Source organism: Kineosporia sp. NBRC 101677 (assembly GCF_030269265.1).
In the GTDB taxonomy this organism is placed as follows: Bacteria; Actinomycetota; Actinomycetes; order Actinomycetales; family Kineosporiaceae; genus Kineosporia; species Kineosporia rhizophila.
Window position 1 is genome coordinate 192,292 of sequence record NZ_BSTA01000009.1, and the last position, 18,362, is coordinate 210,653.

Annotated in this window: 18 protein-coding genes; 9 read left to right on the forward strand and 9 right to left on the reverse strand. The window is 63.3% G+C overall.

All coding sequences use genetic code 11. The annotated features are described in order from the left end of the window. Positions 1 to 81 precede the first annotated feature (81 nt). Entirely contained in the window at positions 82 to 1,119 is a 1,038-nt protein-coding gene (locus tag QSK18_RS25365; protein ID WP_232815405.1) for a DUF1996 domain-containing protein, read from the forward strand. Between the two features lie 70 nt (positions 1,120 to 1,189). On the opposite strand, the gene QSK18_RS25370 is transcribed toward QSK18_RS25365, so the two are convergent. Then, on the reverse strand, positions 1,190 to 1,918 hold the full coding sequence (locus tag QSK18_RS25370) for a nucleotidyltransferase domain-containing protein (RefSeq protein WP_232815406.1): 729 nt from the start codon (positions 1,916 to 1,918) through the stop codon (positions 1,190 to 1,192). 105 nt (positions 1,919 to 2,023) lie between these two features. Between QSK18_RS25370 and QSK18_RS25375 the strand changes: the two genes are divergently transcribed. Then, positions 2,024 to 2,929: an LLM class flavin-dependent oxidoreductase gene (locus QSK18_RS25375; RefSeq protein ID WP_352396649.1), complete on the forward strand. Its 906-nt coding sequence runs from the start codon at positions 2,024 to 2,026 to the stop codon at positions 2,927 to 2,929. Here the strand turns inward: QSK18_RS25375 and QSK18_RS25380 are convergent. Next, entirely contained in the window at positions 2,926 to 3,423 is a 498-nt protein-coding gene (locus QSK18_RS25380) for a hypothetical protein (RefSeq protein WP_285624078.1), read from the reverse strand. The two genes, QSK18_RS25375 and QSK18_RS25380, sit on opposite strands and share 4 nt — an antisense overlap. Before the next feature lie 130 nt (positions 3,424 to 3,553). On the opposite strand from QSK18_RS25380, the gene QSK18_RS25385 reads away from it, so the two are divergent. Continuing rightward, the gene (locus tag QSK18_RS25385) at positions 3,554 to 5,221 is read left to right on the forward strand and encodes a methyl-accepting chemotaxis protein (RefSeq protein ID WP_285624081.1); all 1,668 of its coding nucleotides are present in this window, start codon (positions 3,554 to 3,556) and stop codon (positions 5,219 to 5,221) included. A gap of 87 nt (positions 5,222 to 5,308) precedes the next feature. On the opposite strand, the gene QSK18_RS25390 is transcribed toward QSK18_RS25385, so the two are convergent. After that, the gene (locus QSK18_RS25390; RefSeq protein ID WP_285624083.1) at positions 5,309 to 6,259 is read right to left on the reverse strand and encodes a putative endonuclease domain-containing protein; all 951 of its coding nucleotides are present in this window, start codon (positions 6,257 to 6,259) and stop codon (positions 5,309 to 5,311) included. A 66-nt stretch (positions 6,260 to 6,325) separates the two neighbouring features. Then, a complete protein-coding gene (locus QSK18_RS25395; RefSeq protein WP_285624085.1) occupies positions 6,326 to 6,925 on the reverse strand; it encodes a TetR/AcrR family transcriptional regulator C-terminal domain-containing protein in 600 nt (199 codons plus the stop codon). Positions 6,926 to 6,967: 42 nt separating this feature from the next. Here QSK18_RS25395 and QSK18_RS25400 point away from each other — a divergent pair, with 42 nt between their 5' ends. Beyond that, positions 6,968 to 8,356, forward strand: coding sequence for an FAD-dependent monooxygenase (locus QSK18_RS25400; RefSeq protein WP_285624087.1), 1,389 nt, complete (start codon positions 6,968 to 6,970; stop codon positions 8,354 to 8,356). Further along, complete coding sequence (locus QSK18_RS25405; RefSeq protein WP_285624089.1) at positions 8,353 to 8,742, forward strand: RidA family protein; 390 nt, start codon at positions 8,353 to 8,355, stop codon at positions 8,740 to 8,742. The genes QSK18_RS25400 and QSK18_RS25405 overlap by 4 nt, the downstream gene beginning before the upstream one ends. A gap of 9 nt (positions 8,743 to 8,751) precedes the next feature. On the opposite strand, the gene QSK18_RS25410 is transcribed toward QSK18_RS25405, so the two are convergent. After that, positions 8,752 to 9,057 carry a hypothetical protein gene (locus QSK18_RS25410; RefSeq protein WP_285624091.1) on the reverse strand — a complete coding sequence of 102 codons (306 nt, stop codon included), beginning with the start codon at positions 9,055 to 9,057 and terminating at the stop codon, positions 8,752 to 8,754. Between the two features lie 117 nt (positions 9,058 to 9,174). Then, positions 9,175 to 9,474: a hypothetical protein gene (locus QSK18_RS25415; protein ID WP_285624092.1), complete on the reverse strand. Its 300-nt coding sequence runs from the start codon at positions 9,472 to 9,474 to the stop codon at positions 9,175 to 9,177. 335 nt (positions 9,475 to 9,809) lie between these two features. Between QSK18_RS25415 and QSK18_RS25420 the strand changes: the two genes are divergently transcribed. The 3 genes from QSK18_RS25420 to QSK18_RS25430 are packed head-to-tail and all read left to right on the forward strand — an operon-like array spanning position 9,810 to position 11,446. Beyond that, positions 9,810 to 10,541 carry a hypothetical protein gene (locus QSK18_RS25420; protein WP_285624094.1) on the forward strand — a complete coding sequence of 244 codons (732 nt, stop codon included), beginning with the start codon at positions 9,810 to 9,812 and terminating at the stop codon, positions 10,539 to 10,541. Between the two features lie 45 nt (positions 10,542 to 10,586). After that, positions 10,587 to 11,012 (forward strand): hypothetical protein, encoded by a 426-nt coding sequence (locus QSK18_RS25425; protein WP_285624096.1) that lies wholly within the window; start codon positions 10,587 to 10,589, stop codon positions 11,010 to 11,012. Positions 11,013 to 11,014: 2 nt separating this feature from the next. Next, complete coding sequence (locus QSK18_RS25430) at positions 11,015 to 11,446, forward strand: hypothetical protein (protein WP_285624106.1); 432 nt, start codon at positions 11,015 to 11,017, stop codon at positions 11,444 to 11,446. Positions 11,447 to 11,737: 291 nt separating this feature from the next. On the opposite strand, the gene QSK18_RS25435 is transcribed toward QSK18_RS25430, so the two are convergent. After that, entirely contained in the window at positions 11,738 to 13,477 is a 1,740-nt protein-coding gene (locus tag QSK18_RS25435; protein WP_285624120.1) for a GmrSD restriction endonuclease domain-containing protein, read from the reverse strand. A gap of 472 nt (positions 13,478 to 13,949) precedes the next feature. Between QSK18_RS25435 and QSK18_RS25440 the strand changes: the two genes are divergently transcribed. Further along, entirely contained in the window at positions 13,950 to 17,066 is a 3,117-nt protein-coding gene (locus QSK18_RS25440; protein WP_352396650.1) for a DEAD/DEAH box helicase, read from the forward strand. A 51-nt stretch (positions 17,067 to 17,117) separates the two neighbouring features. Here the strand turns inward: QSK18_RS25440 and QSK18_RS25445 are convergent, their stop codons facing one another. Further along, entirely contained in the window at positions 17,118 to 17,330 is a 213-nt protein-coding gene (locus QSK18_RS25445) for a DUF397 domain-containing protein (RefSeq protein WP_285624134.1), read from the reverse strand. After that, positions 17,327 to 18,247, reverse strand: coding sequence for a helix-turn-helix domain-containing protein (locus QSK18_RS25450; protein ID WP_232810162.1), 921 nt, complete (start codon positions 18,245 to 18,247; stop codon positions 17,327 to 17,329). The genes QSK18_RS25445 and QSK18_RS25450 overlap by 4 nt, the downstream gene beginning before the upstream one ends. Positions 18,248 to 18,362 lie beyond the last annotated feature (115 nt).

Sequence of the window (18,362 nt, forward strand, 5' to 3'; positions counted from 1 at the left end):
CGCCAGTTATCGCTTGACTCTCGTCCGACACCTGAGAAGACCCCTCGTCAGGAGGGGCCGGTGGAGGAGGAGTAAAAGCTCGTGGCAGAACGTCGCAGGAAGCTGCGCCCGGTGCGCGTGGTGGTTGCTGTGCTGACCGCTCTGGTGTTGGCAACGGTCGCCGCGGTGGCCCTACGGATCGGTCCCGGTAACGCCGCCGAGTTGTCTGCCGCTGCGGAGTCCAACACCGTGCACCACTCCGCCGCCCCCAAGGGCAAGTGGATCAAGGTGGACAAGAAGGCCTGGCAGGCCCAGCTGGCCGAGTTCAAGAAGGTCAAGCCGCGCAAGGTCCCGGCCACCGCCAAGCAGAACCCCGAGTTCAACGCGACCTGCAAGTACAGCCACTCGGGCAAGAACGACCCGATCGTATTCCCCGGTCAGAAGGGGAAGTCGCACATGCACTCCTTCGTCGGGAACCGCAAGACCAACGCGACCACCACCCCGGCCAGCCTGATGAAGTTCACCGCGACCAGCTGCGTCCCCAAAAAGGACTTCTCTTCCTACTGGGTGCCCACGCTGACCAGCAAGAAGACCGGCAAGGCAGTGCAGCCCAGCGAGTTCATCGTCTACTACGGCAGCCTGCTCGACGACAAGAACAAGAAGAAGACCATGCCGATGCCGAACGGCATGCGGATGATCTACGGCGACGCGAGCAAGCAGGTCAAGACCCCGGCCGGCTCCCGCGACGCGTTCTACTGCTCGGGCGGCCCGGTCGAGGGCAAGACCCGCAGCACCGACGGCAACTGGCCGGTCTGCGGCGACGGCGGCACGGTGCACTTCATGATGCGCTACCCCGACTGCTGGGACGGCAAGCACCTGGACAGCCCGGACCACAAGTCGCACGTGGCCTACGGCTCGATGGGCGACTGCCCGAAGAGCCACCCGGTGCGCATCCCGGCGATCACCAAGTCGATCTACTACCCGACCGGCGGCTCCAAGGAGGGCTTCACGCTCTCCTCGGGGATGGCGTCCTCCATGCACGGTGACGTGTTCATCGCCTGGGACACCAAGACGATGGCCGACCGGGTGAAGAGCTGCGTGCGTCAGCTGGTCACCTGCGCCAGCAACGGGAAGTTCTGAGCAGACGGCAGATCGGGGCAACAACGCCTGTAGTGCACAGGCTTTGTTGCCCCGATGTCGTTTGCCGGGCTCAGGACGCCAGCCGATCCTTGAGCACGCCGATCAACGGCCCTGGATCCACCGACTGCGCGAGAACCTGGTCAACGTTCTGCAGCCCGGCTTCGGCCAGGAGACGCTTCTCATTGGTGACCCACTCTCCCCTTGAAGCCATGACCGAATGGGCATATTCCGTCGCTGCCACAGCGATCAGGCCCAACCCCTGCAGAGCCCGGCCCTGCGCGACATGGCCACTCTCGGCATAACCGAGGTGCATCCGCGCCCGGCCCAGCCACTGCTGTGACGCCGACTGACGCAACGCCACGGGATACTCCGCAACCACCGGCAGGGCACCCCGAAGCACTCGGTTGATCGCCAGCTCGGCCACCACCAGGTAGGTGGGGATCCCGGCCAGGTGAAACATCAGAGGCTGGATGTCGAACTCACCCCGGGCAGCCCTCTCGACCTCTCGTTCCACCACCGCGAGATCCCGGTAGTGCACGTCCACCGATTGCCCTTGGACCTGCAACCAGGCACCGCCGTTGAAGACCCCGCCACCCCATCCACCGATCTCGGAAACCTGACCCTCGTAGCCCATCTCGCGCAACGACTGCGGATCGAACTCGTCGCGGTAGTAGATGCCGAGGTCCCAGTCGCTGTCCGGCCGGGCCGTGCCCTGTGCTCGGGAACCTCCGAGCGTCACCGCTTGCACGCCCGGCAGCTCGGCCACCCCGTCCACGACTTCATCGATGAAGCTCTGCATGCGACGGAGTCTAGGAGCGCCCCCGAGCGGCAACCATTGCTTTTCGTGCCACGAACTATTACGTTTCGTGACACGAACTAAATGGTCTGGGGGATGAACATGAGCTTGAGCACCGCAAGGGTCGTCTTCGGATTCGGTGCAGACTCGGCCGATCCGGTACGCCTGCTGCCCAGCGTGCAGTCGGCCGACCGCCTGGGGCTGGACCACTTCTCCGTCTCCGACCACCCCTACCAGGCCAAATACCTCGACGCGTACGCGGCCCTGGCGTTCCTGCTGGGCCGGACCGAGCACATCTCGGGCTTCGTGAACGTGACCAATCTGCCCACCCGGCCTCCTGCGGTCCTGGCCCGCACGATCACCACTCTTTCGACCATGACCGGCGGACGTGTGGCGCTGGGCATGGGAGCGGGTGGCATCTGGGACCGGATCACCGATCTAGGAGTCGATCGGCTCTCCCCCGCAGCCGCCGTCGAGGCGTTCGAAGAGGCCATCGTCCTCATCCGGCAGCTCTCCTCCCCCGGGCCGGCCGTGACCTTCTCCGGAAAGCACTACCGGGTGAATGCCATTGACCCGGTCCCGATCGCTCCACTGGCCATCTGGACCGGCTCGGTCGGGCCACGGTCGCTGGCCGCCACCGGAAGGGTTGCCGACGGCTGGATTCCGGGGCATGCCGCCGACTGGCTGAGTGAAAGGTTCCGCCAATCGCGTCCTTTGGTCGACAAGGCCGCCGTAGCCGCTGGACGTTCGCCCGCAGACATCCGAACCATCTACAACCTGGCCGGCAACATCACTGCCGAAGACCTTCCTCGAACAAGGGACGATTCAGGTCGCTGGGTGGGCGGGTCGCCTGAGCAATGGGTCGAGGAGCTGACGTCTGCGGTTCTTGAGCACGGCGCCGGCGGCTTCACCTTGTTCACCGGGAACTTCGGATCCCTGGACGAGCGAAGCCTGAAGGTCTGGGCCTCGCAGATCGCACCGGCCGTGCGCTCTGCGGTGGCCGCTGCTGATTAGGCCTTGGACTGCATGTACCAGGCCGTGATCGCACCCAGCCACACCTTCTGGCTCTTGGCTGCCGAGGCCGGCGGCTCGCTGAAAGCGGCTTTCGGCCTATCTGCAGATGTGCTCAGCACACGCACCGACTCCAGCGAAACCTCGAAGTGCTTCTCCAGCAACGTTGCGCACAGGTTTGCCGTGTCCTGCGCGTAGGCGCGCTGCCACCGGCACAGCACGGGCAGCGCAGCCTGGGCCCGTTCGAGCTTCGGCCGGAACGGCATCGTCCAGGGAAACGAGCGCATCGCCGCCTTCGCCCCGAAGGCCTGGGCGAACTCGGCATCGTCGGTGGCGATGAAGGTGACCCAGTAGAAGAGCTGGCCGGCGTTGACCACGTCGATGCGCAGGCGCAGTTCGTTCGAGCCAGCAACCAGCTCCACATGGTCCAGGTCGGCCTGCATGAGGTACGGCACGAGCTCGGACTGGAAGCGGCTCTCGGGTGCGTCGGTGGTCACCGCAGCATCATGTCGGACGAGCAGGTGGCCTCCGATTTTGTACTGGCCCGTTGTGCTCAGTCGCGGCTCCTGGCTGCCGATACCGGATCGAGCAGTTCTGAGTTTTGGTAGTTCGACTAGGAGGCCCCCGTTGAGTGCGAGTCCCAATGCTTCCGTGGGCCGGTCCCCGGACGCCCGTTCCAACTCGCCCGTCCAGCGCTTCCTGGACCTCAAGCTGATCGCCAAGATCCTGACACTGGTTGCTGTGGCCCTGCTGCTGACCGTGACTGTGGGCTTCACCGGGCAGTCGGCCGTGAACAGCGTGCAGGCCAAGGCCACCGAGACCAACGAGCAGACCGTGCAGGAACTGGTGCTGGTCAAGGACGCCACCACCTCGCTGGCCCGTCTGCGGCGTTTCGTGCTTCAGACAGGGCTTGCCTACAACCAGGCGGACATCGACGCAGGCAAGGAGGGTCTGAGCACGAACGGCGAGAACGTGGTCAAGGCCCTCAACCAGCTGAACTCGCAGGATCCGACGCCGGAGCAGAAGCAGCTGATCACCGACACCCTGGGCCTGACGGCGCAGATGCAGACGGTCTACGAGGAGCAGCTGGCCCCCCTGGCCGAGGCGACCGAGCCGCTGACCGGTGCCCAGTACCGCGAGATGGGCGATCTCGTGCGCGGAGACTTCTCCACCGCTGCGGATGCGGCTCTCGCCAACACCAATGCCCTGAGTGAGATCTACACCAAGGAAATGAACGAGTCGGTGGCCGAGGGTGAGTCCACCGCGAACTCAGCCGTGGTCAAGATCTGGCTCTTCACCGGCATCGGCGCGGTGCTGCTGGTGCTCTTCGGTTTCTGGATCGCCCGCGTGGTCGCCGCATCGGTGGGCCGGGTGCGGGATGCCCTCGACGCCCTGGCCCGCGGCGACCTGACCCACGGCGTGTCGGTCAGCGCCAAGGACGAGGTGGGCCAGATGGCCCTCTCGCTCAACGTCGCCCAGGCTTCGCTGCGCCAGGCCATGCAGGAGATCGGCGGCACCTCCACCACCCTGTCCGGCAGCGCCGAAGAACTCTCGTCGGTCTCGCAGCAGATCGCCGCGGCGTCCGAAATGGCCACCTCTCAGGCGAATGCGCTGGGGGCGACCTCGTCGCAGGTCTCCAGCAACGTGCAGACCGTTGCCGCCGGCACCGAGGAGATGTCGGCCAGCATCCGCGAGATCGCCCAGTCCTCTTCGGAGGCCGTGCGGGTGGCCGGCTCGGCAGTCTCCGAAGCCGCCAAGGCCGGCGAGACCATCGGCAAGCTGGGTGCCTCGAGCACCGAGATCGGCAACGTGGTCAAGGTGATCACCTCGATCGCCGAGCAGACCAACCTTCTCGCGCTGAACGCCACGATCGAGGCCGCACGCGCCGGTGAGGCCGGCAAGGGCTTCGCCGTCGTTGCCGAAGAGGTCAAGCAACTGGCCCAGGAGACCGCCCGGGCCACCGAGGACATCTCCAGCCGGGTCGGCGCCATCCAGGAAGACACCCAGGCCGCGGTGCACGCCATCGAGCGCATCACCCAGACCATCGAGGACATCAACTCCTTCCAGACCACCATCGCCTCGGCGGTGGAGGAACAGACGGCCACCACCAACGAGATCGCCCGCACCATCGGCGAAGCCGCCAACGGCTCGGCGAGCATCGCCACCGATGTGCAGTCGGTGGCCAACGCGGCCCAGGCTTCTGGCCAGGGGATCGCCGAGGCTCAGCGGGCCTCCGCCGAGCTGGCCACCTTGTCCACCAACCTGCATGCGCTGGTGGAGCGGTTCCGGTACTGAGGCCGGCTTTGGTGGGGCTGGGCGCAGCGCAGGGCCAGGTCGCTGTGGCTCTACGTATGAACAAAGTGTCGCCAGGGTGCAACTTGTTCATGCGTAGAGCGCACAACCGGCCCCACATAGGCGCGGGCGCCCAGCCCAACCCTGTCTGATGAGCACCTCAGCAACTTCGGTAGCAACAAGGCACGGCTGCTTCGTGACATCACGCCACCCGTAACGCAGCACCACCTCACCAGCCGTGACTACCGCATTGTCTCGGCGCATGTCCCGAAACGCCTCAGACTCGGGATGCGCCTCCCGCCCGTCCAGTTCGACCACCACAAGCTGCGCCTCGTACCGAACATCGCGGTACCGCTTGCGACCGTCCGCCTCGACCCTGGGCTGATTGCGCACACCTTGCGGAAGCCCGTGGTTACTTTCGACCCGGCGGAAGAAGACGGATTCCAGAGGTGACTGAACTCCCGCATCGAACTCCCGCAGAAGATCACCCAGCAAAAGCCTCCAACGCTGCCGTTCCCGTGTGGCCAGCGCCGCCCGCACCCGCGCGGCCGTGGTCAAGCGCTTCTGCAGAGTCCCGAGCACCAGACCGGCCACCGCCTCGACCTCGTCCTCCCGACGAACAACGTCGAGAAGAGCATGCTCAATCCTGAGCCGGGGCGGCGATTTCATGTAGTCACCACGATCCGCCAGCTTCCGAGCCTGACGAGCGATCATCCCCTTCTGAGCCCGGATCTGCCGAGGAGCCGGAACGCAGATCTCCATCCGGGCCGGAGCCTTGGTCAGGGCCTGGGTAAGCCACAACGCCGTTCGCCCGCCGGCCAACGCTCCGGCCCCGCCGTACAGCACAGCAGCCCAGACGCGGGTCCGCTCAGGCACCGGACCTGAGTGCGTTACGTAAACGCCGGGGAACTGCATCTGCCAACGGCCGCCCCGGTACAGGGCACGAATCTGGCCCTGGGTCAGACCCAGCCCGAACATCTGCTGCCGGGAAACCGCCCCACCCTGGGTCTCCGCCAAAGCCCGCCACGGCTCCTCCCCCACGCCCACAATCGTCCCAAATTGGTAGCTCTTGCGTTTGGCCCTGTGGATACCGCTGGCCGAGCAGCCCTACCGGGGCAGGAACTGCCTCACCCCATAGCGGAAGCGCTCCTCGAAATCACCCGTGAGGTAATGACTTACTGCAGATAGCGTCGGATACGCACCGCCCGCCAACTCCTCCGCCAACTGCTCGCCAACCCGTCCCTGCTCCGCTGCCGCCTGCTCCTCGGCCACCAGACCGAGCGTGAAGTAGACCAGCGACCACAACGTCCAAGCCGCCTCGCGCTCGTCGAGCCCACCCTCGACCAACGACGCCACCAGCAACTCGGCGAAGCGCAGGGTGCCCGGGCGGGCGGCGAAGGTGCCGGTAACCACGCGGGCCCCGTCGCGCCGAGCAAGCAGCGCAACCCGGAACCGGGCGACGATCTCCTCCGCCCGCCGAGGCGGATCGGCCGGCAAGGCCTGGGTACCGATCCCCGCCACGATCGCGTCGGCCATGAGTTCTTGCAGGTCAGCACGCGATTTGGCATGCCAGAGCACGGTGTTCATCCGCACCCCGAGTCGGTTCGCGACGGCCCGCAGCGACACCGCGTCGGCCCCCACCTCGTCCAGCAGGTCCAGCGCGGCCGTAACGACGTCGTCCACCGACAGCCCTTGAATCTTGGTCACCGACCAAGTCTAATGTTGGTCACTGACCAAGAAGGGACGATGATGGACGACGTACTGATCGTGGGCGCCGGGCCCACCGGACTGTGGCTGGCGGCCGAACTGCGGCGCGGCGGTGTGCCCGACGTGACGATCCTGGAGGCGCGCGAGCAGCGCAGCCCCCACTCCAAGGCCCTCACCGTGCACGCGCGCACCCTGGAGCTCTTCGCCTCGCGGAGAGCACTGGAACCGTTCCTGGTAGAAGGAATCCAGATCCCCACCGGCCATTTCGGCGGACTGCCGGACCGGGTAGACCTGCGGGTGCTCGACTCCCCGTTCCCGTTCACGCTCGCCATCCCGCAGGCCCGCACCGAGGAACTGCTAGAAGAACAAGCACTCGCCCTAGGCGTGAAAATCCGGCGGGGCGTGAAGGTGACCGGGCTGACGCAGGATGCCGAGGGCGTCACGGTGCAGGCTGGCAACGACGCACTGCGAGCGCAATACGTGGTGGGCTGCGACGGCACTCGCAGTCAGGTGCGTACGAGCGCCGGCATTGGGTACACCGGCACCGACGACACGGCCTGGGGCTTGCTCGGCGACGTGGTTCTCAGCGAGGTACCGCCCGCCGTCGATGAGCCGGGGTACATGGCGGTGCCGCTGCCAGGTGGGCTGCACCGCGTCATCTGCACCACCAGCCATCGCCCCGAAGGCCCGCTCACGCTGGAGCAATTCGCCGCTCAGGTGCGCGAGGTTTCCGGCAGCGACCTCGGCATGCGCGACCCGCAGTGGCTTTCCGTCTTCGGCAATGCCGCCCGCCTGGCCGACCGATACCGCGAGGGGCGCGTTCTGCTCGCGGGAGACGCTGCCCACCAGCACTTCCCGGCCGGCGGCGTAGGTATGAACGTCGGTCTACAAGATGCACATGCCCTGGGCTGGCGCCTGGCCCGCGTTGCCCAGAAAACCAGCAGCGACGCACTGCTCGACGACTACGCCCGCGAGCGCCGCCCGGTCGGCGCGGACCTGCTGCGCAGCACCCAGGCGCAGACCGTGCTGCTGACCCGCTCCGACCCCGACGTACGGCAGCTTCGAGCGCTCCTGTCCGAGTTCATCGCCACCGTGCCAGAATTCGCCAAGGCCCTGGGCGAAAACCTTTCCGGGCACAGCGTGCGATACCCCGGCGCCCATCCCCTCACCGGCACCCGCCTGACCTCCGCGCCACTCACCACCACCAACCCGTTCGACCGGCTCGTGCCCGCCCGCCCAGTGCTGCTCACCTCCCCCGGCACGACCACAAAGCCAACAATGGACGTCGACAAGCACGAGTTCTCGTTCGCTACCGCCGACGAGATCGCCGCCGTGCTGGTGCGCCCCGACGGACACGTGGCCTGGGTCGGCACCGCGCACGAAGACCTGGCCGACCAAGCCGCCGCGGCCGTGCGGGAGTTGCTGGCATGAGCATCGAGCGCATTGATCCTCCCGGCCTCCCCGCGTTGGGCGGACTGATCAGCCACGTAGTGCGTCACGGAGAAACGCTCTTCCTGTCCGGCCAGGTCGCCTGGGACTCGAACGGGCAACTGGTCGGCGCAGGTGACCACGTAGCTCAGGCCGGCCAGGTCGCCCGAAACGTGCTCAGCGCCCTCATAGCCTGCGGTGCCAGCGGCGACGACGTGCTGACCGAGACCGTCTACGTGGCCGACCTGGCCAACGCCGACGGGATCGCCGTGATCCAGGCTCTACGTGCGGTCGGCCTCGCCCCACCCGCCAGCACCTTGATTGGGGTGGAGCGGCTGTTCGATCCGCGCTTCCTGGTCGAGGTCACGGTGACGGCGCGCATCCCGTAGCGAGCAAAGTCAGACCTCGGTCAGCAGGCTCAGCGCGGTGTCCAGGGCGATCGCGTTACCCAGCGCGAACGCCTTGCTTGCATGGGCGGCCCGCTCCCCTGCAGCCCCGCTCTTCCGGTCGGCGTCACGGCCGGGACGGGGCAGCGTCTTGTCGTGCAAACCCATCGCCCGCAGCCCCGCCAACGTCGCCCACGCACCCCACTCAACCTCGCGCGGCGGCGCCGGATCCAGCAGGGAGCGCAGCATCGCGACCTTGCGCGCACGGAGGTCGGTGATCTGGTCCGGTCGGTAGTAGGTACCCAGCCCAGACCGCACCAGACCATCGACCTCCTGCCGGAACGCCAGCAAATCAGGCCCAGGCCGCGGCGTCGACAACACGGCCGCGGTCGACCCAGCCCGACGCGCAGCCAACTCGAACGAGACCGGCAGCAGTCACGTCCCATGAATGGCAGCGCTACCCAGGCTCTCCTGAGGAATCGACGGCTCCCACACACGCACCAGCTCCGGCGCCATCCGCGCCGACGCCAGCCCAGCCTGCCGCACCCACCGCTCAGACCCCGCCGCCCCCGGCCCATCGGCACCCGGCAGCAGCCGGCACAACGTGTCGGTGACCTCGGACCGGAGCTGCCGGACCATGCCCGAGGCTGCGAAGCGCGGCACATTCAGCATTCGCGCAACGTCGGCCACGACCTCAGCATCCGAGATGCCGTCCCGCCGCCGCCCGAAGCGCATACCGGACATTATGACCCTGATGCCGCGCTGATTTCCGGCCCCGCCTACGGCAAACCCAATTGAGGACGCTTGTGGGCACCGACGGACGCGACGGCGCACGATGTGCGAGGTAGCCAAGGATCTACTCGCGCATGGCAGCAGCTATAGCCGCGCAACGGACATTCCGTGCCCCTCTCGGATGATCCGCAACTCCTGGTAGTCAGGCGCCCATTCTGGGTAACTTGATCCGCAATTGTCGGCGGGAGGGGCCACGTGAGCGCGATCCACACCAGCGAGACTCCCCCCGTCTTGCCCAGCTCCGTTACTCCCCGCTTCCGCAGCCCCAAGGTCGACTGATGTCTCGGATCGACGATCTCGCTGAGACCATCCACGGCCTGAGCGACAAGATCGACGAGGCCGCGAACGAAGCCGGGGCCACGGCCCAGGAGGCTGAAGAGGCGGTGGCCCTGGCCGAGTTCCTGGGCGATGAGACCGTGTTGACGACGCTTGACCAGGTCAAGGACCACCTGGACGCCCTGGCCGCTGAACTCAAAGGCGCTGCAGTTCAGGCCAACGGCATCCAGACGTTCGTCGTAGCCCTCGGGCAGGCCGCGGGCGGCGGCGAAGCATCGGGCTCGACGATCGTGCCTGCGGCCAGTCGAGATCCGGCAGCGGTGCCGAATCTGTCTCCGCAGAAGCCCCGGTCATCGCGAGGTGCCGGTCGTAAACGGCTGGCCGCTCTCACCGAGCAAGCCGAAAGCCCAGGAGACATCGCTTCCTTCGCGGAAAAGACAGGTAAAGGCCTGGCCGATTCCTTCAAGGACATCAAGCCACCAGAAATCACCGGCACCGGAACCCGAACTCAGGATTCCCCGCCGATGATGACGCCCACCGCCTCGGCGGGAGCCGACGTGTCCAGTGCCGCGAACGGTGTCGCCACAGTGACTCTTTTGCTCGTCGGAGGAAAACACGCGTTCCAGCAGATCCGCCGTGGCATCTCGGCTGAGGAACAGAAGCCCGAAGAGATCACTCCATCCCCTCGGGAGCGATACCCGTGGGAAGATGAGCCCCGTTCAGGTACCCGCTGACGGCCTTCAACACTGCTTGATCGATCTTCGGAGGAGAACGTAGCCATGTCGGAGCCCGTGAAGAAGTATCTGCGGTGGGTGCTGGGTGCGGAAGGAGCACCCGAGTTCGATGCGTCCGAGTACGACAGCGTCAAAACTCTCAAGGCCGCGGGTATCTCGCTGTTCACAATCTCCCTTGAGCGCTATTTCCCTCAGGAGCCCACCCCCTCGGAGGCTGCCGCTCTCGTCACCAAAATCAGGCAGATGCTCGTGCGCCCGGAAGAGCTGAATCCGGTGCTTGCTGAGCGCGTCGTCCTGAGTGGCTACGGCCATGAGGGCCTGCTCGACGATGTGCCGGAGACAGACATCGCGAGGGTCGAGAACATGATCTCCTTCGGCATCCGACGCGAACTGAAGATCGACGACGGTCCTGAGCTCGACCGCTTCCTGGACGAGATCGTCGAGTTCATGAACAGCCCTCTGGACGACTGACCATGGCTGAGCCGGCCGACGACATCACGGCATCCGTAGAGATGTTCCTGCCGCTGGACATGCAGAGGGCCTTCAGCCGCGATCCGGACCTGGCGGTCATGGCCGCAGCCCTTGGCTCATTCTCAGCTGCGGTGTTCCACACGGTCGTGCCCATGAGTCCGTCTGACCGGCTCGACTTCTGCCGCCGCGTGGCCGCTTCCTCCAACGGCGACTTCCCGGCCTGGATGGTCGAGGCCTCCCTGCGCAGTATCGAGGGAGATCGGACCGCCATGGACGGAACCGATCCGGCCGTCACGCTCGGCATCCCGATACATGGGCTCGTTGTGCTGAACTCCGACTACCTGACCACCGATGCGGCTCATGCTCTGCGAGGGCGGGCCGAAGAGCTTGCACAGGAGCTACTGCCTCGATGGCAGGCTCTTCCACCTCAGTAGGCGCGCTCAGTGTCACTGACGGCCTTTGCTCGTCTCCGTCGCAGCCTCCAGCAGGGTCACTCAAAGTCTGACGAGCGCGATGGCCGACGAGGATGGTGCCTCCTTGCCGGCTGGTGGACGACGATCCTGAGATCAAACTAGAGCCTTCTGAGCACGCCCGAGGATCCCGCGGCCAGTCAAGCTCATTGAACTGACTGGCCGCGAGATATCTTTGACATGGCCAAGAATCAGAGCCGCCGTGCACTAGCACCAGAGCATGGCGCACACGCCCATGCCTCATAATTACTTCGGCTACTGAAGCTCCACTTCTGTGCTCACCTTTTTGCCGGTGGCAAGTTCTACTGCCGTGATGACGTCCGCCAGCCTTCGGTCAATGAATCCGTCATAGTCGTCTTTCCTGAAAGGATCGTCGTCCGAATCAGCATCCAGGAGATGAGACGAAAGAATCTCCACCAACTCACGCTCTCCAAGGGTTTCCCGGAGGGCCCCGAAGTACTTACTTGGGGCCTTGGCCCCAATGGCCTTGTTCGTTGCCGAATCGATCAGTGCGCGGTTGAGGGCGAGTTCTGCGCTTAGGGCACTCGAGCCAGAAGCCAAGAACGCTTTAGGAAACACGTGATGCGAGTCGATTTTGTCGGACTTAACACGCTCAGGCGTCAGCTTGACACCCTTGTGGAAGTCGCGCGCGCCATTCATGACGGTTAGCGCGAGCATACCTGAATAAAGCGCTTTTCTCCTGGTCGTGGCAGCACGCAATGTTGCTGCCGACAAGAAGAAGTCGGTGATTGCTTCAGGGGCCTGCGCTGCTGGATCAAATAGCCAGAGTCTAAGTTTTCCGTAATCGGCGCCCGCCTGGCTGTTGGCACCCTGGTCATAGTTCGTCATGAACACCGTGCACCAGAAGAACTGCTTTAGCCTGGCCAGGATGTTGACTTGCTCCGGCCCCTTGGCTTGAGCAACTTCCTCCCAGACCGCAGCCATCGGCACAAGCAACATCCCGTACGGAAGAATCTTGGGCGTTACTACGCCGCACTCGTTCTGAAGGAACTCCAGCACCCGAGCGAAGCCCCGGACGACCACATCCCAATGGTCACGAACATCTTCGGCCTTGAGTTTGCTCAGGACGTCGGCTCGCTGAGCCGAGCCACTCGCTCGCAAGGTAATGGCCTGAAGGATGCTGTAGGCATCTACTCCGAATTCTTCGAGAATAGGGTGATCTTCCAGGGCACTCTCGTACCAATCCCGCAGTCGAATATCATTGGGATAGAACCGAGCGGTCAGGAGTTCGAAAACACCGAGCGGCTTGCCGGTATTATTGAGGGTCTCGAAGACCGTTGCCACTGCCTCGATTCGCGTATTGCTTGGCAAGGTAACAACCGGAAATCCATAAGACTTCAATGGCGCAAGATACTGATCACGGAAATCGCGGAGAAGCACCTTTATGGCCTTCCGATGCGCTCCGTCCCGCGTCTCGGCATAGTCGTCCAGCCACTCATCGAATACTCGATATTCTTCAAGCGCCAGAATTCCGCGCTCGATTCGAGCGGATCGAGTATTCAAGGCCTTTTCGTCCCTGGAACCCACCGGATGCCACAGAATAGCTTTATCGAAGTTCACTTGGTCGCGCAGCGCGCCAGTAGGGTTTTCCTTGGACGGCAAGACAGCAAATTCGTCGACAACGAGGAAGAAGCGTTCGTCGCCAATAGCATTCAACGCTCGGTAAAGTGAGGTAAGCCGTTGTTGCCCGTCGAGAACAAACTCCTGAGGGCTCTCCTTCCCCTCCTGAACGCCGGCGACCGGCCGAAACCCGAACATATTATTCTCTGGCCCTACTGACCAAAAGAGAAACGTTCCGGCCGGAAAGCGCGACATCATGGATTGGAGCAACATCTTCGTGCGCCGTGGCTCCCAGGTGAAGTCACGCTGGAAGTCCGGAATTGCTAGATTTCCCAGATGAATACGATTCAAAAGATGTCCAAGCTGAGCCGGATTTGCTTGAAACACGGGATCCGCATCGTACGCGCTTACCATCTAGTCTTCGCCTCATTCACTCTGCCCGCTTGGTTACCCAAGAGTACCCCGAGTGACACGGATGCGTGCCGTCTTTGCGGTCGCCCCGACTGCCGTAGGCCGCCCGTTTCGACACGTCTACTCAAAACGGACAGTCAGCCCGGGGGCAGGATGCAACTGACAGGCCAATCCGCTCGGAGACGGCTAGGTCCATGGTTTATTGCCGAGCCTCCAAACGACCGTTGACCATCCGAAGAGGCTCCATCACGGAAGAATCTGGTTTCGACTTCGTCCTCGGCATCTCTCATCGCTCCATCTGCCTGGGCGACTTCACGTACCATCGCCGGGTGCACGTCAGCAGAGGGGTCCTGACGATACAAACGGGTCGACGGAAGCAACCGTCGTCCGGCGGCAGGGTCTGCTTACCACGACCTGCAAAGGGCTTCGATCCACGCTTCAGCCGATGAGACTGGCCAGCTAGAGGGAGATGGACTTGCAAAAGGGACTCTACGAGGCGCTTTTGACGGCGGAGCTTCGGGATCGCCTGGCACAGGCAGCAGATCTTTCCACCGAAGTGGCAAATGTGGATCCAAGTGAGCAGCCCGGCGTCTTGACGCGCTACCTTGCTCCTATCATTCAGAGCGCTCTCGAAGCCACCAAGGCGCCCGAAGCTCGGCAGGCTCTGGTGGAAGGCATTCTGGAGCAGCTCCGCCTCTTTCACAACGGAATTGAAACGCCAGTGGTGAATGAGAAAAAGAGTAATCAACAACTCTTGCAGGTCTACCGCCCTGACTTCACGGCGGAGAGCGGGCGCGTTTCCCTGCGGCCCGCCACACCCTTGTCTGAGGCATCACTCCTTACCAACGCTCGTGGAGAGCCCACCCTTGGGGCCGAACTGCGCGCGGAACTTACGAGCGCCGACCGGGTTGATCTTCTATGTGCCTTCGTCAAATGGTATGGGCTGCGCCTTCTTAAGGATGAGCTTCACGAGCTCCGCAATCGCGGAGTACGAATCCGGGTCCTCACAACTACCTACATGGGCGCCACCGATGCCAAGGCACTAGACGCCCTCGTCAAAGACTTTGGGGCTGAAGTCAAGGTCAACTATGAAACCAATCGGACGAGGCTGCATGCGAAAGCATGGATGTTCGAGCGCAATTCGGGGTTTGCCACCGCTTACGTCGGATCAAGCAACCTGTCGCGGTCGGCCCTGGTAGAGGGCCTGGAGTGGAACGTACGACTCTCTTCAGTGGGCACTCCCGACCTCATGGAAAAATTCCGATCCACTTTTGAATCTTATTGGCAAGACAAAGAGTTCATCTCGTATGATCCCGATGAGCAGGGACAGCATCTTCGTAGTGCCCTTGCCGAGGCAGCCGGCAGCTCGCCGGGATCGCATCAGAATCCGTTGACGCTATCGGGCTTGGAAGTGCGACCCCTTCCTCACCAGCAGGAGATGCTAGAGCAGCTCGATGCCGAGCGAAAGCTGCACGACCGGCACCGCAATCTGTTGGTCGCAGCCACCGGAACTGGGAAGACGGTCATTGCAGCCCTGGACTACCGAAATCTGATTCGGGAGCGTGGTCAAGACCTTTCGCTGCTCTTCATTGCTCACCGTATTGAGATCCTGCAACAAGCTCAGCGAACCTACCGAGAGGTGCTCTCCGATGGCTCTTTCGGAGAGATCCTGGCCTCTGGGCATGTGCCCGAACGTGGCCGCCACGTCTTTGCCAGCGTCATGTCATTGTCGTCGGACCGGCTTGACTTGATCGACCCCAATCACTTCGATGTTGTCGTCATCGACGAATTTCATCACGCGCAAGCATCCACGTACCAGCGCATCCTCGAGCACCTGAAGCCGTCCGAACTATTGGGCCTCACAGCCACCCCAGAGCGCTCTGACGGAGTGAACGTCAGCGCCTTCTTTGGTGGACGGGTGGCAACCGAGCTTCGTCTCTGGGATGCGCTCGACCAAAATCTCCTTGTCCCGTTTCACTACTTTGGCATTCATGACGAGACTCATTTGGAAGATATTGCCTGGCGCAGAGGCGCCTACGATCTAGATGCGCTCACCGAGCTCTACACCGCCAGTACTGCCCGGGTGCGGATTATCCTTAAGGAACTGGGCGATAAGGTCCTCGATCCGCACTCTATGAAGTGCCTCGGATTCTGCGTAAGCGTAAAACACGCAGAGTTTATGGCCGAGCGTTTTCGGGAAGCAGGGATTGCAGCGACTTCCCTCCATGCCGGCACACCTATGGGTGAAAGGGACGCTGCTCGAAAAGCTCTTCGTAGCGGGGAGATCAACGCCATCTTCACGGTAGACCTCTTCAATGAAGGTGTCGATATCCCTGAGGTGGATACTGTACTCTTCCTTCGGCCGACCGAGAGCGCAACAGTTTTCCTTCAGCAGCTGGGGCGTGGCCTCCGCATGAGCGCCTCGAAGGCTGTGCTGACTGCTCTTGACTTCGTTGGTCACCAGCGTAAGGAGTTCCGATTCGATCAGCGCTTCAAGGCGCTCACTGGATTTGCGGGCAAGAGTCTGGAGAAGCAGGTCGAGGCGGGCTTCCCGCTGCTCCCCCCGGGATCGCAGATTGTTCTTGACGCCGTCGCGCAGCAGACCTTGTTAGAGACTCTGCGGCAACAGATCTCGCCACGCTGGGCCACGATGCTGTCGGAGGTACAGGCTCTCCGGCCTGCGTCGCTGCATGACTATCTTGCCTCAGGTCGGACTCTGCCTGACGTGCTCAGGAAAGGCACAAGGGGCAGATCGTGGGCTGCTCTACGTCGTGCAGCAGATCCGAGCCTTCCTCCTATCAGCGCGGTCGAGTCCGAACTACTTCGTCGCATAAGGGCCTTCGCTCATGTGGATGATCGAGAGCGTGCTCAGCAGTATCCGCGCTTGATGGCTGAGCACGTGAACGGATTGAGTTCCCGGGAGCGCCGTCTCGCTGCGATGCTGTTCTTCTCGTTCCATCCGAGCGGTCAAGGTTTCGCCTCCCTCGACCAGGGCCTTGAAAGCCTTAATCGTATGCTGGTTACGCAGGAAGACCTTCGCGAAGTCGTTGACTTTAGCTTCGACATCGCGCGACGGACCACTCAGGACCTGGTCCACTATGGACCTGACTTTTCTGACGTTCCGCTCAGCATCCACGCCAGTTACCAACGGGAGGAGATTCTCGCAGCGGTAGACCACGCATCACTTAAGAGACCACCCAGCAATTTCCGCGAAGGAGTTGCCTGGTGCGGAGAGATCAACTCGGACGTCCTCTTTGTGACCTGCAGGAAGGCGGAAAAGGACTTCTCACCATCCACGATGTACAAGGACTTCGCGATTACGCCCGAACTCTTCCATTGGGAGAGTCAGTCCACGACTGCCGAACATTCTCCGACCGGTCAGCGATACATTCATCATCAGGCGCGAGGATCACACGTTCTTCTCTTCGTTCGAACCGTTCAAGAAGGAGAACTGGGCACATCCCCCTATGTCTTCCTGGGTCCGGTCCAATACGTTTCGCACGAACACAGCCGTCCGATGGCCGTGACCTGGCGCCTACACACGCCGATGCCGACTGATCTGTACATGGCGACTCGTATGGCCAGCACGTAAGCCGGACTGCCGGGGGTGGACCGACAGCCACGTTCGGCCACCCCCAGGCTGTCAGGGCTGGGGCGGATCGAACTCGTTGTCGCGCACTCCGGCCAAAAACGCATCCCACTTCGCCGCACTGGTGATCACAACGGCGCCAGGTTCGTCGCTCTCGCGCAGAGCAACGTCTCCGTTCGCCAAGAACGCGACCTCCACACACGCTCCGCCAGTCCCGCTGCTATGACTGCTCTTACGCCACTTCGCGCCCTCAAGTTCCTCTTTCACCGCTCGAACTCCCTTGCCGCTTGTCGGATCAGATGGGCGGAACCCTCTTCGTCCAGGGCTGATTGCCAGAGCTCATCCCACGCGGCGTCGTAGCGAGCCAGCTCGGATGGCTTATCGAGGTACAGCGCACCGGTGAAGGATTCGACGTAGACCGTGGGAGGTTCGCTGTCCCGCCCGTCGAGCTTCACCGGGAATCGCAGAGTGATAAAGGGACGCGAGTGCAGGCCGGCATGCAGGCCAGCTGCGAACGGAACCACCCGCAACTGGATGTGCTCCAACTCCCCGAGCTCCAGCATCCGGTGGAGCTGCGCTGCCATGACTGCTGATCCGCCTACGGGGCAGCGGAGCACGGCCTCGCCGACTACAGCCTGGAATGTTGGCGGAGCTGTCATGCGGGTGAGCAAGCCCGTTCGGCCGGTACGAACTCGCACGAGGCGCTCGATCTCTTCGTCATCCAAGCTCGGGTTCGCGCCGCGGATGAGGGCCCTGGCGTACGCCTCGGTCTGGAGTAGCCCGGGCACGAGATCCATCTCGTACCAGCGGAAACTGGAGGCCGTTTCTTCGAGGCCGATGTACACGTCGAAGAACTCGGGGATCACGTCGCCGTAGCTGTGCCACCAACCCGTGGCCCGCGTTTCCTTCGCCAGAGCTTTCAAAGCGGTCGCGGTCTCGACGTCAGCCCCGTAGACCCGGCACATCAGCTCAGCATCATGACTCCGCATCGAAGACTGCCCGGTCTCGATGCGCCAGATCTTCCCCTCCGACCACTCCAGCTCCTGAGCAGCCGCCCGCACCGTCATCCGCGCCCGCCCCCGCAGGTCTCGCATGTACCTGCCGAGCTGCCGCCGCGGAACGGTCGACCCCGTGACCTCTGTCGTCTGCACCTCATCCCCCTCGGTACGCAACGGATCGTACACCCGAAATAGAAGACTCCGCCCGCCCCGGCCGAAAGACTTACCGTTCCAGGAAAGCACTTGTTCGTGGCAGGTAAATAGAATCTTGCACATTCTTTGGGGAAAGGCCAACCTGTAC

What these genes read in the sequence shown, in the direction of transcription:
- QSK18_RS25370 (WP_232815406.1), bottom strand. Translation starts at nt 1,918, where the DNA reads ATGCAGAGCTTCATCGATGAAGTCGTGGACGGGGTGGCCGAGCTGCCG.
- QSK18_RS25400 (WP_285624087.1), top strand. Translation starts at nt 6,968, where the DNA reads ATGGACGACGTACTGATCGTGGGCGCCGGGCCCACCGGACTGTGGCTG.
- QSK18_RS25405 (WP_285624089.1), top strand. Translation starts at nt 8,353, where the DNA reads ATGAGCATCGAGCGCATTGATCCTCCCGGCCTCCCCGCGTTGGGCGGA.
- QSK18_RS25415 (WP_285624092.1), bottom strand. Translation starts at nt 9,474, where the DNA reads ATGCGCTTCGGGCGGCGGCGGGACGGCATCTCGGATGCTGAGGTCGTG.
- QSK18_RS25420 (WP_285624094.1), top strand. Translation starts at nt 9,810, where the DNA reads ATGTCTCGGATCGACGATCTCGCTGAGACCATCCACGGCCTGAGCGAC.
- QSK18_RS25425 (WP_285624096.1), top strand. Translation starts at nt 10,587, where the DNA reads ATGTCGGAGCCCGTGAAGAAGTATCTGCGGTGGGTGCTGGGTGCGGAA.
- QSK18_RS25430 (WP_285624106.1), top strand. Translation starts at nt 11,015, where the DNA reads ATGGCTGAGCCGGCCGACGACATCACGGCATCCGTAGAGATGTTCCTG.
- QSK18_RS25435 (WP_285624120.1), bottom strand. Translation starts at nt 13,477, where the DNA reads ATGGTAAGCGCGTACGATGCGGATCCCGTGTTTCAAGCAAATCCGGCT.